The sequence below is a fragment of the Shewanella sp. SP2S2-4 genome (assembly GCF_031932025.1).
In the GTDB taxonomy this organism is placed as follows: domain Bacteria; phylum Pseudomonadota; class Gammaproteobacteria; order Enterobacterales; family Shewanellaceae; genus Shewanella; species Shewanella baltica.
The window spans coordinates 1-14606 of the sequence record NZ_JAUOER010000036.1 but is presented as its reverse complement, the minus strand read 5'-3'; the positions used below and the strand labels follow the sequence as shown (position 1 = coordinate 14606).

Here is a 14606-nt window from a genome sequence, read left to right as displayed (position 1 = left end):
ACCCGCCCGTCATTTACTCGCTTAGCGAACATCAATAGGCGCGACATTTGCCTGTTCACAACCCCACACCTCAACGGCGGCATCTTGCTTGTTCGGCTGACCAATCCAATGACTCATGGCTTGGCATTGCACCTTGCCAGAAGCCTGCGCAAAACAAAGTTCAAAATCTCCCGCCTCGGGTGTACGGCCTAAACGTAATTTGGGCAGAGTGGGTAACTTGGGCCGATAATGCCAGCTGCCATTTTTAAGATAGGCATCATCTGGGATTTCCATGCCTGCCCCCGTGCCTTTTACTCGCGCTTCGACTAGCACTAAGCCTTGAGGCGTGACGTGATAGTCTTCCTCCCAGCGGATTTTCTCTATGGTGTGGTTCCATGCCAAGGTGAAGTGCTCTGTGGGCACTTGCGCCCACAGGGTACCTGCTAGGCCTAAACATAGGCCTAGCATAGCTTTACCTTAGACTTATTAACGACGGCTAATCCCAAGGGGTTATCCTTGCTCTGCCAGACGTTTGAGTTTGCGCGCGCGCCAACTGTGCTGCACGATAAACAACAGCGCGAGTCCAAAGCCGATTTCATCGCTCAATGGCGTCGCAAGGATCAAACTTGCCCCCGCAAGGAAGCCGATAACGCGTTCCCACCAATAGAGTTTTTGTAGTAGATATCCGGTAAAGATCACGCCCCAAATACCAATACCGACCGTTGCCTTCAGCACCACAAAGCCCGTCTCTAATAAGCTATCACCTTGGAGCATCAAGGCTGGATCGTAAACCGCCATAAAGGGGATCACAAAACCAGCAATGGCAATACGAATCGCCCAGAGACTGATCTTAAGTCCGGATTCCTTCGCAATCGGCGCTGCGGCAAAGCAGGCCAAGGCAACGGGCGGGGTGAGATCGGCCATGATGCCGAAATAGAACACAAACATATGCGAGACGATAAGCGGTACGCCTAGGTCGAGCAATGCGGGTGCGGCTATTGAGCTGGTAATAATGTAGTTAGGAATCGTCGGGATCCCCATGCCGAGTACTAGGCAAGTGATCATAGTCAACACGAGTGACAAGAACAGGTTGTCTTGGCCAACGGCGAGAATGTAGCTCGCGAAGGTTGAAGCAATCCCTGTGAGTGACACTATGCCGATAATCACGCCCACTAAGGCGCAGGCAATACCCACAGGCACAGCATGACGCGCGCCTTCAACCAGCGCGTGTAAGCAAACTGTGAGGGTTTCTTTGCCGCCCTTAATAAACCAACAAATGGCGACTAGCAGGGCGATAACCCCAAACACGACTCCAATCCCTAGTTGGAAGAAGCCAGCACATAACACCCCAAGGGCAATCCAAAAGGCAATCCGCATTGCCATTGAAGACAACCGCAGGACGATGGCCGAGCCTAAGATCACTATCGAGGTCAAAGCTAAACCAACCATGCCAGAGAACAGCGGCGTTCTGCCCGAAAACAGCAAGTAGACCAAAATAAACAAGGGGATAAGGAGATACCAGCGTTCTTTAATCGCCGCCCAAGGATCGGGGCATTGATCTTTTGGCAGGCCACAAAGATTGGCGCGTTTGGCCTCTAAGTGCACCATCCAGAATACTGAGCAGAAATAAAGAAGCGCGGGGATCAATGCCGCTTTGGCGATCTCGATAAAGGGCACGTTAATGGTTTCGGCCATGATAAAGGCCACGGCGCCCATGATCGGCGGCATGATCTGGCTGCCCATACTCGATGTCGCTTCCACGCCACCGGCGAAGGCGGAGCGATAGCCAAATCGTTTCATCAATGGAATCGTAAATTGGCCTGTGGTGACGACGTTTGCCACTCCTGAGCCGGTAATCGTACCCATTAACGCCGATGACACCACAGCGACTTTAGCAGGGCCGCCAAGCTTGTGGCCGAATAATCCCATGGCAAAGTCGGTAAACAAACGGATCATCCCGGCTTGTTCTAGAAAGGAGCCGAAAAGAATAAACAGGAAAATATACGTCGCCGACACATAGGTTGGTGTGCCGTACAAGCCTTCGGTGCCGAAGGCTAGTTGGTTGATGATTTGATCGAAGCCATAGCCGCGGTGCATCAAATCGCCGGGTAGGTATTGACCCAATAAGCCATAGGCCAAAAAGATGCCGCAGATAATCGGTAGTGCCCAGCCCATGACTCGGCGCGCCGCTTCAAATACCAATACGATCAAAGTGATACCTATCACCATGTCCGCATCGGTCAGCTCGCCAGAACGTTGAATTAAGTCGGCTTCGAAATACCACTGATAAGCCGCCGTTGCCATGCCCGCTAAACCGAGTAGCCAAGCGAGCGGTTGCCAAGGTTGTGATTTACCTCTGGCGGGATAACTCAAAAACACCACTAGCAGCAAAAAGCCAATATGGGTCGCGCGCAGCACTTGCGTCGACACGGGATGAAAAGCGGCAGTGATGATTTGAAAAATAGAAAAAATTAAGGCGGTATAGAACAGCGCCTTGGGCCAATCGCCTGTATTAGCGCTGAGACCTTGTTGGGGATCACTCATATTATGCCTCACAGCATTAGACTACAGAGGGCGATATATATACCCAAGCTACCTCAATATACGAGTTTCAGATCCGCTTCAATTCAAGGCGCATCAATGATTGAATTCTACCGTTTGAGGCTGTTTGGATATAAAAAGATGCCGTTATTCAACGGCATCTCGATCGCTTAGTTTGGAATAGGGTGCACAGATATCTGCAAAACTTAGAGTGCGCCCACTTCTTTGTAATAACGTTCTGCACCTGGGTGAAGCGGTATAGGCAGATTTTTCGTCGCTTTCTCTAAGCTAATAGATTTAGCGGCTGAGTGCGCGTTACCGAGGCGATCTAAGTGCTCGAACATGATCTTAGTCATTTGATAGGCTAAATCGTCCGACACGCCGCTTTGCGTTACTAGCAGGTTTTGAATGGCAACGGTAGAAACGTCAGTGGTTTGGCCTTCATAGGTCGATGCTGGGATCACGCCGTGTTGATAGGCAGGGTTGTTAATCTTAGCGATCACATCCTCTGGAATTTCAACAAAGTTGATTGCCATAGTCGCCGCTAAATCGCGGATGGCTGCCATACCTAGACCAGACGATTGCAAGGTCGCATCTAACTGACGATTTTTGATGAGTTCAACGGATTCGGCATAGGGCAAAAACTCGACCTTACCCATGTCTTCGTAGCTTAAACCGGCCGCCTTAAAAATCGATCTGGCATTGAGTTCGGTACCCGATTTAGGTGCGCCGACAGAGATACGTTTCCCTTTCAAATCGGCCAAAGTTTTAATGCCAGACTCTTTATTGGCAACAATTTGAATGTAGTTAGGGTAAGCAGAGGCGAGCACACGGATTTTATCCAACGGCGTTTTAAAGCCCGCATCAATATCACCTTGGTAAGCGGCTGCGACTGAGTCACCTAGCGCGAGCGCTAATTCGCCACGGCCCGCTTGCAGTAGATTGAGGTTTTCTACCGAGGCTTTGGTCGCTTGAACTGAGGTTTTAGAGCCTTCGATTCCTGTGCCATAGAGTTGCGATAGGGCAACACCAATAGGGTAATACACGCCACTGGTGCCACCCGTAAGTATGTTAATAAAAGCGGGTGCAGCGGCCATCGCGGCGGCACTGAGTGTGAGTGTCACGGCAGCGCCTACGGCGACAAAACGTTTTTTGATTTTCATTGTGAAATATCCTTATTTTTTATAATGTTATGTAGGGTCTTTCGAGCTTGGAATACCTTAGCCTGCTGAATATAACTACATAAAACCTGAAAAAGGTCAATTAGGCTATAGTCGATAGCTGCTACTTTTGCATCATAAAACGAAGATTTGAGGCGGTTTTTCGGCGGCGCTATCGTGGGGCTTAACGAGGTCGGTTTAAGGAAGAATAGACAATAAAAAGGGCTAACCTGAGTTAACCCTATTTGTGTTATTTGAGGATGAACCTTTGAATAACAAGACACTATTTAGTGTTATCTAAGAAACCTTTAGTGGCATTTTTCGCGTGTTTTGCTGCTTTCTTTTCTTTAGCAGACAACAGCGGTTGTTTCTTCGATTCTTTACGGTTTTTTTGCTCTTTACTCATATAAAACTCCATGTACTCTTTGGTTATTCATCAGGCTAATCATGTAAGCCGTACTCAATTGAACCTGTTCCATGATGTCCTGATTGAAGCGAAATTTTTATCTCGAATTACAACATTTTAAAATTACAAATATTTAAAATCATTGATAATTATCTGTGAATTTATTTGTCTCAATGAGCGATTACAGCAAAATAATCTTATCACCGAATTCCGTACCATGATCCATCTATCACTTAGAATAATTAACGCTAATGCTAGCGTTAACCTGTATAAGAAATATGCGATCTATAACACTGTACTCCTAATTTCATGAGAGTTTGTCATTTTGTGCGATCGAATGAGTGCGCTCGAACTAAATCTTCACTTAGCACTATAGGCCTAGCGTCGACTCGATTTACCTAACATCCCGCCTAAAATGCCGCGCAAAATTTGTTTGCCTAATTGGCTGCCGACAGTGCGTGCCGCTTGCTTTGACAAGGTCTCTGCTAAACCTTGGCGGCGTTTATTACCAAAAATAAGTTCACTGAACCAACCTTGTTCTTCGGCTTTTTGACCCGTTTGGCCATCATTTGCTGTATCACTTGCTGTGGATGTGGGGTTGCTGGTGGCAACGCCAGTACGTCTTTGGTTAAGCAGTTCGTAGGCCGATTCGCGGTTGATGGAATGATCGTATTTGCCACCAATCGGGCTTTGGGTGCGGACTTGGTGTAATTCCTCACTCGTGGCGGGTCCCATGCGACAACGCGGCGGTGCGATGAGTGCGCGCTCTACCATAGTCGGCACGCCCTTGTCGGCCAGCATAGACACTAAAGCTTCGCCCACGCCGAGCTGGGAAATAACCTCACTGACAACCAGTTTGGGGTTAGGCACAAAGGTTTCGGCGGCGGTTTTGACTGCCTTTTGATCCCTTGGCGTATAAGCTCGCAGGGCATGTTGAATGCGATTACCTAATTGCCCGAGAATTTCGCCCGGCACATCATCAGGAAATTGCGAGCAAAAATAAACGCCTACGCCTTTTGAGCGAATAAGGCGCATGATCTGTTCGACGCGTTTTAATAAACTCGGTGGGCAACCTTCAAAGAGTAAATGGGCTTCGTCGACAAAAAACACGAGTTTAGGTTTTTCGGGATCGCCGACTTCGGGCAAATTCTCAAATAATTCTGAGAGTAGCCAGAGTAAAAAACTTGAATATAAACGGGGTGTTAATATCAGTTTGTTCGCCGCTAACAAATTGATGATGCCGCGCCCTTGCAAATTAGTGCGCATTAAATCTTCAAGCTGCAACGCGGGTTCGCCAAAAAAGTCTTTGCCGCCATCGCGCTCTAGTCCTAACACCGATCGCTGAATCGCCGCGAGGGATTGGGCGCTGATCAAACCATATTTGGCCGAGACTTCTTTGCGCTCCTCGGCAACCAAAGCCAGCATGGCCCGCAGATCATCTAAGTCGAGCAGTAATAACCCCTGGTCGTCCGCCAGTTGAAATACTATGTCTAAGATGCCGCTTTGGGTGTCATTTAATTCTAAAATTCGACTGAGTAAGGTCGGGCCCATTTCGCTGATGGTGGTACGCAGTGGATGGCCTTGAATGCCAGCTAAATCCCATAACACCACAGGGTTGGCTTCGTTGTAATAATCCTCAATACCAATTTGCGCCGCCCTTTGTAATAGCTTTTCACTTGGGGTGCCCGCCATCGCGAGGCCTGAGATATCGCCTTTAACATCCGTGATAAAAACCGGCACGCCTTGGCGTGAAAAACCTTCGACTAGGCTCATCAGCGACACGGTTTTGCCTGTCCCTGTGGCGCCGGCAATTAATCCATGACGATTAGCATACTTAAGATTTAAGTGAACCTGTTGATCACCTTTCCCAATCAATAGAGTATTCAAGGGCATTCCTTATGTTAACTTTAGCGCCTGCACATGGATTGCAGAGCCTTATTTAAGCCACTGTAGTGCGTCGTATATGGGTATAAAAATTCACCATTGAGTGTTGGCCTTAGCGTAATTTATGTCAACATAGGGCGCGAATAAGCTTCAGATAACAGAGCCTACGCGTGGGATTGGCAATATGCTCCTTGTTGATGGTGAAGATGTGTTATTTTTGTGATTCGCTGAGGCGTGCTTGATGATGAAAACTCCGTTGATTATGCTGGTCTTGTGTTCTATTTTGTTGACGTCTGGCTGCGCCGAATTAGCATGTTCTGCCAGAACTGATGTCGATCCCTATGAGCCCATGCGAGATAAACAGCGCTGTGTCGCCGAGGTGGATAAAAATCTCGACGAGTACCAAAAGGCAAAAACAGCGGAAGAAAAACAACGGCTGAAAACGGCCATAGAACAAGCCACTCAAAAAACGTTAATTTAGAAAGGATATCTATGAAAGGTGCGGGCGGAACACAGGGCGGGACAGGACAATTTTTTATGGGTTTGGCCATGATGTGTGGCGGATTTTATTTATTGTTCAATGCAATACAAGTGAGCTCTAGCTTTGGGCTGGGCTATGGTTTATATCGAGTGAATGCCTTTGGGCAAGGCATGTCGATTACCACAGGCATGGTGATGCTACCGTTTATTATCGGCATTGTGATGGTGTTTTTTGACGCTAAGAGTAAGTTAGCTTGGCTGCTGAGTTTAGGTTCGCTAACGGCCTTGATTGTAGGGGTTATCAGCTCGATTCAATTCCACTTTAAATCTATGTCGGCCTTTGAACTTATCGTGATCCTCGTTTTGGCCTTTGGTGGTTTGGGATTGTTTTTACGCTCACTGAAAGACGCGCCCACAAGCGATACACAAGCGAAATAACCACTAGACTCTTAATCACTAGGCTCTAGAGTGCAAATACGAAATCAGAGCTGTGCATCTAAGCGATTTTAATAGCGGTTTAACGAAAGTTTTAACTACAGAGTGAAGGAATGCGATGCGCTGGCGTGACACTGACAGAAGCTCCAATATCGAAGACAGACGCGGCCAGCAAATGGCATCTGCGGGCGTGCCGAGTGCTTTGTTACTCAGGTTCTTGCCCTTTTTGCTGAGAACTAAACTTGGCCGTGTGGTGTTGCTCATCGGCGGCATTTATTTCGCTTTTCAGTATTTTACCGGTGGCCTGTCACTCGACCCCAGCACTCAAGCTAATCTTAGCCAATCTCAATCTAGCTCAACGACCGCGGTACAGGATGAAAATGCCCAGTTTGTGGCGGCCATTTTAGGCACCACAGAAACCGTTTGGGGCCAGTTGCTCAAAGCGCAATATCGAGAGCCTAAGTTAGTGCTTTATCGCAATATGACCTCCACTGGCTGCGGTATGGGACAGGCGCAGTCTGGGCCTTTTTACTGCCCCGCCGATAGCAAGGTATATATCGATCTTAGCTTTCTCGATGAGCTTAAAACCTTAGGCGCGCCTGGCGATTTTGCCTTTGCCTATGTGATTGCTCACGAGGTAGGCCACCATGTGCAAAACCTGCTGGGCACTAGCGCTAAGGTGCGCCAAGCCCAGCAATCTGGCAGTAAAGTGCAGGCGAATCAATTGAGTGTCGCACTTGAATTGCAGGCTGATTGCTACGCGGGGATTTGGGGGCATTATGTCAATCAACAACTTAATTTACTTGAAGCGGGTGATTTAGCGGAAGGTATTGCCGCCGCCAGTGCTGTGGGTGACGATCGCTTGCAACAGATGGCGGGTCGCGCCGTACAGCCCGATGCTTTTACCCACGGCAGTTCGGCGCAGCGGGTGAAATGGTTTAAGACAGGGTTTGATTCGGGTAATCTCGCCAGTTGTAATACCTTTGCGGCGAAGTGATTTTGTTTGATATCTCAAATACGTACCGAACATAAATGCAAGGATAACTGAGTGGCCTTTAACGATACCTTTAGACTGAGCAGCCACGCGGTTATTACTAATGCGCAGGGACAAGTGCTGTTGCTTAAGGCTAATTACGGTCATTTTGCTTGGGGCTTGCCCGGCGGCGCACTCGAGCCTGGTGAGACGATTCACGAGGCCTTGGTGCGCGAATGCCAAGAGGAATTAGGCTTAAGTGTGCAGGTTAACTATTTGAGCGGCGTGTATTATCACAGCGCCTATCAATCCCAAGCCTTTATCTTTCGTTGTGAACTGGTGTTGCCTGAGTTGCCTGATGGGCCTGAGGTGGCAAAAAATGGGGCAGAAGGTGAGCCATTGCCGATCCACTTAAGCCACGAACACTCAGAGTTTGCCTTCCACGATATCGACACCCTCAGCGCGGTTCAGCGGCAAAGAATCAAAGATTGCCTCAATTTCAACGGGGTTGTCATGAGTGCAAAGTTTTAATGCTTTGCCAGTAAACCGCTGGCCGTTAATCGGCTTGAGTTTGCGCGAGCAAGGTTTCTAAGCAATGTTCCTTGATCCCGTAATAGGCTTTGATGTCAGCAATTTGCGCGAGGATTGCGGCGCTGTCTTTCTGATTCTGTTGTGGCTTTTTAACGGCCAAAATCATCTTATTTTTATTGGTATGTTCTAGGCTGATAAATTCAAACACCTTAGTCGCATAACCGTTGGCTTCCAAAAATAGCGCACGTAATGAATCCGTTACCATTTCAGCCTGTTGGCCCATGTGCACCCCATATTGCAGCATAGGTTTAAACAATTCTGGGCTGTGCATCTGCGGGCGAATTTGTTTATGGCAGCAAGGCGAGCACATGATGATGTCGGCATTGGCGCGAATACCATAATGAATTGCATAGTCAGTGGCGATATCGCAGGCGTGCAGCGCAATCATCACATCGGTTTGTTTAGGCGCATGGGTTCTCACATCGCCGCAGACAAACGACAATCCTTGATGATCCAGCGTTGCCGCCGTTTCATTACATAAATCCGCCAAGGCTTGGCGTAATTCTACCCCAGTCACCTGCGCATCATTATGTAGGCTGTGGCGCAGGTAGTCATGGATTGCAAAGGTGAGATAACCTTTACCTGAACCAAAATCGACCACATTGATCGGTTGGTCATTCTTGTGGGGTGAGGCTTCGAGTGCTTGGCTGAAAACCTCAATAAATTTATTGATTTGCTTCCATTTACGCGACATCGCAGGGATAAGATTATGTTGGCTGTCCGTCACACCTAGCTTGGTCAGGAAAGGCCGTTCGATATCCACAAAACGCTTTTTCTCACGGTCATGTTCTAACGGCGCAGCTACGGTTTGTTTAACGTTATGTGTGCTGATTTGGACTTTGCCTTTTTTGCTGATCTCAAGCTGAACTTCTGCCTCTGCCGTAGCTAAGTGGGCGCTCTTAAAATCGCTACCGAGTAACAGTTTTATGCTGGCTAAGCCTTCGTCATAACTCAGGTTTTTAGTGATGTGATTTGTCTGGTGTTGATACACAAACGACAGCATAGGCTCATTTTGCAAACTAATCGGCCGAATCGTAATGCGCTGCAGGCTTTTATCTGCCCCTCGGTACTTACTCAACAATAGTTTGATCAGACTATTCTTCGCCAAGCTGTCAGCCAAAAGCTGGTAAAAATCATCAAAAGAATTAAGCGCTGAATGGGACATTATTGTTTCCGAAAAAGTAACCAAGAAAAACAGGGTGAGTATTCTAACCGCGATCCGCCGCTACCTAAAGTTATTCTCATCGATAAGGGATTTGGGGCTTAACCATTACCATGTTTGGCTATGTCATTTGCCCCAAATTATCAAGCTGAATGCTAAGGCGCTAAGGCGCTAAGGCGCTAAGGATAAAGGTATTATGGATATTGAACTAAGATGCCCGCTGAGCGAGTGCCAGTTTTAAGAAAATAAACGACTGAACAATAGGTGAGATAAAGCTAAAAAAAGCGTCGGACTGCATGCACTAGCACAGTCCGACAAAGTGGAAGATTTATCTAGTTAAGGTTGAGTTGGTGTGAGCTCTACTTGCCATAGGGAAAGGTTATTGGCGTTGTCAGTGATACCGATTAATGCCCTTTGATTTCCTTGACAGGATTTGCCGAGCAGAGGGCTAATGGTCATGGTTTGGGTATTGTTATAACTAAAGGCTGCTGTGCCTGCGGTCGTCACAGAGAAACTCGTGTTGATTTGAGTATTACTAGTCACTTCAGTTAAGTTCACATCACCTATTGTGTCACCAATATCGTTCTCTGTAAGATTTTGAACCAGCATAGTGTAACGAACACCGCAGCGATTATTACCAAAACTCGTTACACAGCGGTTCTCTGTGTCGCTCGCGTATTCCAAATCAAATTGCAGTGGCTTATTGACTATGTCAGCGCTAATAAAGCCTGAAATATCTCGTACTGAGGTAATTCTCCCAAGACTCGTACCCGCAGCAGAGCTAGGTTTATCAACGAGTTCTGAGACAAAGCCACCAATATAATCGAGTGAGAAAGTACCGCCCTCTGCACCATTTTGAACGGCGATCATTTCTCCCCAAGCGGTGATTTTGATTGATGAGAATAGATAGTCATCTGGTGAATCAGTACTGTAGAGTCCATTAGGTCCGTCAGATTCGACTGTGGCGGTAAATTTATAGCCGCTAGCATCTTTGATATAACGGCCAAACTCACCAGACTGTGGCTGCGGTGATTTACCTTCGTAGCTATCTGTATTCGCTGTATGGGCAATCACATAGTTTTGATTGGGCAGGAAGGTGACAAAACTGTCATTATCAGCTTCAGTATCAAGTACGTGCCAAGTACCAATCAGCGGATCGTTTTTATCTTCGATACGTGTGAGGGTAATGTCTCCTTCAGTATTGTCGATAAAACTCACCGTCAGTTTATCTAAATTCACGGTCGCGTTATTGACTGTGCTTCCTTCGTCATAAAACCCTCCTGAACCATCGGATTGTGCAATTATGCTGACACTAAAATTGCCTGTTTGTGAATCCCAGGTGTAATGACCATATTCCACCGATGCAGCGCTTTGACCACCGTCACTTTCATGCTCGTGGATCATGATGTAGCTAGAATGGTCTTTAAATGTCAGCACAGTCCGTTGGCCATCACCTTCGGTGAATAACCAGCTGCCTAAAAGTAAGTTACGATTTGAACTGTCAAAGTGTGTTAATGCTTGAGTCTCGCTGATTAACGTTAAGCCTGAGTTCTGGGTCGTAAAGGCTGCATTGATGTTGGCATCGAAATCAGCACTGGTGATATCGAGCACGGTATCGGCTAACAGTTCGTGGCTTGTTGCCCTCACTTGAATCCCATTTTCAACATCGCAATCCTTATCTAAGGTTTGCAATAGCTGCAGGATATTAACTTTGGTGACTTGGTTACCAGCGGCAATTTCTGTGGGTGTGATTAAGTTTGTTGCCGCCGTTGCAGGAAACATTATCGCACCCACGGAGAAGGTGACATGCTCACCTTTAAGGTATTGATATTCACCGATATCACTCGTGATTCCTGCTTCTTTGGTTTCGGTTTGGTAGTTAATGCCCGCGACTGGGCTGTCCCTCAGTATTCCGGTTAGCTCAGCATTGGGGTTATCTTCGCAGGTGACTAAAGTGGCGACCGCTGTTGTCGCATTTAAGGTGCCACTGCCATTAGTTACGCTGCAAGTTTGTGCCGCAGGTTGAGTGTTAACAGTAATCGCAAAGTTAATGCCTTCGTCTTGCATGGTGGGAAATGTAAAGGCTTTATCTGTGCCATCACTTTGAATCGAAAGTGTTTCTACTGCTTGACCATTTTTCTGTAATTCGAGTTTAACTGTATCGGAAAGTCCTTTCACATTGCCTTTGATAGCGAGCTGGGGTGTTGGAGTCGGGGGCGGTGTGACTTCATCGTCGTCATTGTCGTCACCACCACAGGCTGTAAGTATTAGTCCTGCGAGTAGCGGAATAGCAAGGAGGTAGGTCGGCTTCATTATATCAATTCCTTTTATGAAACTTAGGTAGACGTATTGAGTTACGGAGCTAAATCCACAGGCGCTTTCATTGCTTTACTGCGGTTTATGCTGAGCAATCGATATACCGAAGGCATAGAACAGTTATCGATAGAAAAGGTATATAACGGCTATCTTAAATCTGTCTTTGAAATCTATTGATTAAATTTGAATGCTAAACTTATCAATTAGTTACTTGATAGCTTTAGATGATGACTAATCTGCTGAGTGCAGGGCTAGTGTGGGGACGACTCTAAATCAAAGGAATCAATAAGCGGGGTCAGGTGTTGGTATAAATCTTCTGCTTCGACGGCAATGTCATTGGCGCCATGTTCGCGGGCTTTTTGCCTTAACGCCTCTGAGGGCATAATGGTATATAAGTAAATGGGGGTTTGTATGCCACGCTCCCTGATCGTCCGTATCATTTTTAGGCCAGCTAAAGGATCGGCTTCCCGTCCCATATCGGTAATAATGGCATCGTAGCGATAGAGACCTAGTAGCGTGAGGGCGTCTTGGGTTGTTTGTGTGGTGTACACCCCAATCTGTCGTTCTTCGAGGTATTGCCGTTCAGTTTGATTATTCTCAGGATGGTCATCCACCCAGAGGAGCCTTGCTTTGACATTATTGGGTTCTGCTAACACTAAGGGATTGGCACGCTGAGTTTGCTGGTGGCTTGCTACTGCAAGTGTTATCGCAACGGACGCGATAAATAGCCACAGATAACGCAAGTTAACTCGTTTGTAGCTTGGCTGGGTTTGATTTGGGCTTTGTTGCCGATCACTATCGGATTGCGGTGTTTTACTAGACTCGAGATTGACTGTCGGGGTGTCGGTATTCTGCGGCGCTGCGGGTTGTACTTCATCGTTCTGTGAACTGAGTATGGCGGCAATATCGTGGGATAAGCGATAACCTCTGCCGTGGAGTGTTTGGATTATCGGAATTTCTAATCCTGCTGAAGCGAACAATTTACGAGTATCTGAAATTAGCCTAGCTACTGACCAACTGCTCACGACTGTGTTAGGCCAAATTTTTTCGAGTAAAAATGCTTGGTCACAGTGTGCCGGATAGGCTTCAATCAAGAAACTAATCAGTAGGATAACGCGTTCATCACAGTTAATGCGTTCACTATTGCAGTGCAGAGTGCGGTTTTGAACATCCAGCATAAACGTTCGAAAAGTGTAATGCATTCATGTCCTTTTGCGTTTCTAAGTCTAAGTCAGCCTAGAGTTGTTCTAAATGTTAATTATTTGTTAGGCTCTAATTCAAGCGAAACTTAGCTGTTTAGTCAACTTGATTTGTGCTCATGGGGTGGGGAAAGCTCGAATAAAAATCTGGCTACCCAGCTTAATTTCGCGAGCTCAACCGCATTTTGACGGTCTGAAACCGCACCTAATTTGTTCTTTAGGTAGCAAAATTTAACAGTGGGTGTCTTGATAAACTGGGGTTGTGATGAGTGCAAGTTTTAATGCTTTGCCAGCAAGCGTGAGCTGTTACTTGGTTTGATTGCTTTTAATAGCAAAGTCAAAGTCGTGGGGCTTCACCCCCTGATTTTTAATCAAGTGTCGACCAAGAAGGACTGCTCGTCCTATCCTCCTTCCTATTTATAACCACTCAGCCATGACGCCCCCAACGGAGTTGAAAGCCCCTTGGGCAATTAGCGCCCTTATGCTATCGCGTCAGACGCTCGTCTCTGATTCGACTGACGCTATCTCGGCATCTGATAGGCAGGATGCCTGAATGTCGTGAAGTGCATGGATGCACTAGAACGACCATGCCGAGACTCACGCAATTTGTCTATTCGCCCTGCGGCAACTCCGAGGGGATGCATATTCCGTCGATTTTTGAGTTGTCTGATTGGTCACTTAAAGCATTAAATAGTTGCGGATGACCTGTTTCACTCTTCGTCCCTGCTAACGCAAAATTTAACAATGGGTGTCTCGATAAACTCAATGGGTGTCTCGATAAACTCATAAACAGTCGTTAAACTTTCCGACAAGTGTTATTAATATATCCACATTAATTGCCAGAAAAAGCTAATGAATAACGTTTATTTTTTAGGTTTTATACCTAAACCACATGTGTGGGTTGTAGTCGATGCTGATGAACATTGGTATGATTTCAACGCTAAAAATAATAAATCTCTTTTAATAAGAGATGTGGTTTTTGCTGCTGAAGGGAAAGATCTTTCTATAAAAGTAACAAGACCAGGCATGGTTTGGATATCAAGCAACACAAAGAGATTAACAATAAGCCAAGAGGATGACTATTTCAAAGCTGTTGAGTTGCGTAAAAAGTTAATTAAGATAGCTAACATTTATAACTATCTACTTGCTTTGAAATCTAAGGAATATATTTCAGGCTTTTCCACTTCAATTATCCCAATAGAAATCACACTGCATGAAACCATGTGCATGAAATTCTTCGGTGAAATCGGTCAAAACCTTAATGAACCAACAACATTCATCCCGGCATGCCCTAATATCAACTCAGTTATAAATCTTGAATTCAAAGAGTTAGGAAGTCGAGATGGTCAGGTTTCGGTTGATGCATACAAAAAGGCTTTTGATGATTTAGTGAGTTTAGACGAGCAAGATATTGAATACTTAAACACTTTATCAAAATCTGAAAGCGAGTATTTAAATAGCGACTATAACACCTCATTAA

Annotated in this window: 13 protein-coding genes; 5 read left to right on the top strand and 8 right to left on the bottom strand. The window is 46.4% G+C overall.

The genetic code is table 11. The features are described 5' to 3' along the window. Nucleotides 1-21: 21 nt before the first annotated feature. The 5 genes from Q4Q54_RS20605 to Q4Q54_RS20585 form a co-directional block, all read right to left on the bottom strand. Complete coding sequence (locus tag Q4Q54_RS20605; protein ID WP_063884211.1) at nucleotides 22-447, bottom strand: DUF1850 domain-containing protein; 426 nt, start codon at nucleotides 445-447, stop codon at nucleotides 22-24. A gap of 42 nt (nucleotides 448-489) precedes the next feature. After that, complete coding sequence (locus Q4Q54_RS20600; protein WP_311989443.1) at nucleotides 490-2523, bottom strand: TRAP transporter permease; 2034 nt, start codon at nucleotides 2521-2523, stop codon at nucleotides 490-492. A 203-nt stretch (nucleotides 2524-2726) separates the two neighbouring features. Continuing rightward, nucleotides 2727-3683: a TAXI family TRAP transporter solute-binding subunit gene (locus tag Q4Q54_RS20595; protein ID WP_006079923.1), complete on the bottom strand. Its 957-nt coding sequence runs from the start codon at nucleotides 3681-3683 to the stop codon at nucleotides 2727-2729. A gap of 280 nt (nucleotides 3684-3963) precedes the next feature. Continuing rightward, nucleotides 3964-4086 (bottom strand): hypothetical protein, encoded by a 123-nt coding sequence (locus tag Q4Q54_RS20590; RefSeq protein ID WP_006079924.1) that lies wholly within the window; start codon nucleotides 4084-4086, stop codon nucleotides 3964-3966. A gap of 378 nt (nucleotides 4087-4464) precedes the next feature. Further along, entirely contained in the window at nucleotides 4465-5973 is a 1509-nt protein-coding gene (locus Q4Q54_RS20585) for a helicase HerA-like domain-containing protein (RefSeq protein ID WP_311989442.1), read from the bottom strand. Nucleotides 5974-6211: 238 nt separating this feature from the next. Here Q4Q54_RS20585 and Q4Q54_RS20580 point away from each other — a divergent pair, with 238 nt between their 5' ends. From Q4Q54_RS20580 to Q4Q54_RS20565, 4 genes are all read left to right on the top strand, one after another. After that, nucleotides 6212-6451 carry a hypothetical protein gene (locus Q4Q54_RS20580; RefSeq protein WP_311989441.1) on the top strand — a complete coding sequence of 80 codons (240 nt, stop codon included), beginning with the start codon at nucleotides 6212-6214 and terminating at the stop codon, nucleotides 6449-6451. A gap of 11 nt (nucleotides 6452-6462) precedes the next feature. Next, the gene (locus tag Q4Q54_RS20575) at nucleotides 6463-6888 is read left to right on the top strand and encodes a hypothetical protein (RefSeq protein ID WP_006084327.1); all 426 of its coding nucleotides are present in this window, start codon (nucleotides 6463-6465) and stop codon (nucleotides 6886-6888) included. 115 nt (nucleotides 6889-7003) lie between these two features. Then, nucleotides 7004-7882, top strand: a complete 879-nt coding sequence (locus Q4Q54_RS20570) for a neutral zinc metallopeptidase (RefSeq protein WP_311989440.1) — start codon at nucleotides 7004-7006, stop codon at nucleotides 7880-7882. Nucleotides 7883-7933: 51 nt separating this feature from the next. Further along, complete coding sequence (locus tag Q4Q54_RS20565; protein WP_311989439.1) at nucleotides 7934-8389, top strand: NUDIX domain-containing protein; 456 nt, start codon at nucleotides 7934-7936, stop codon at nucleotides 8387-8389. Between the two features lie 25 nt (nucleotides 8390-8414). Here Q4Q54_RS20565 and Q4Q54_RS20560 read toward each other — a convergent pair whose 3' ends face one another. The 3 genes from Q4Q54_RS20560 to Q4Q54_RS20550 form a co-directional block, all read right to left on the bottom strand. Continuing rightward, nucleotides 8415-9614 (bottom strand): class I SAM-dependent methyltransferase, encoded by a 1200-nt coding sequence (locus Q4Q54_RS20560; protein ID WP_220591255.1) that lies wholly within the window; start codon nucleotides 9612-9614, stop codon nucleotides 8415-8417. Nucleotides 9615-9947: 333 nt separating this feature from the next. Continuing rightward, nucleotides 9948-11924 carry a hypothetical protein gene (locus tag Q4Q54_RS20555; protein WP_311989438.1) on the bottom strand — a complete coding sequence of 659 codons (1977 nt, stop codon included), beginning with the start codon at nucleotides 11922-11924 and terminating at the stop codon, nucleotides 9948-9950. Between the two features lie 254 nt (nucleotides 11925-12178). Beyond that, entirely contained in the window at nucleotides 12179-13129 is a 951-nt protein-coding gene (locus tag Q4Q54_RS20550; protein ID WP_311989437.1) for a response regulator, read from the bottom strand. A gap of 849 nt (nucleotides 13130-13978) precedes the next feature. Between Q4Q54_RS20550 and Q4Q54_RS20545 the strand changes: the two genes are divergently transcribed. Continuing rightward, nucleotides 13979-14606, top strand: a 628-nt coding sequence (locus tag Q4Q54_RS20545) for a hypothetical protein (protein ID WP_311989436.1), incomplete at its 3' end; no start/stop codon positions are given.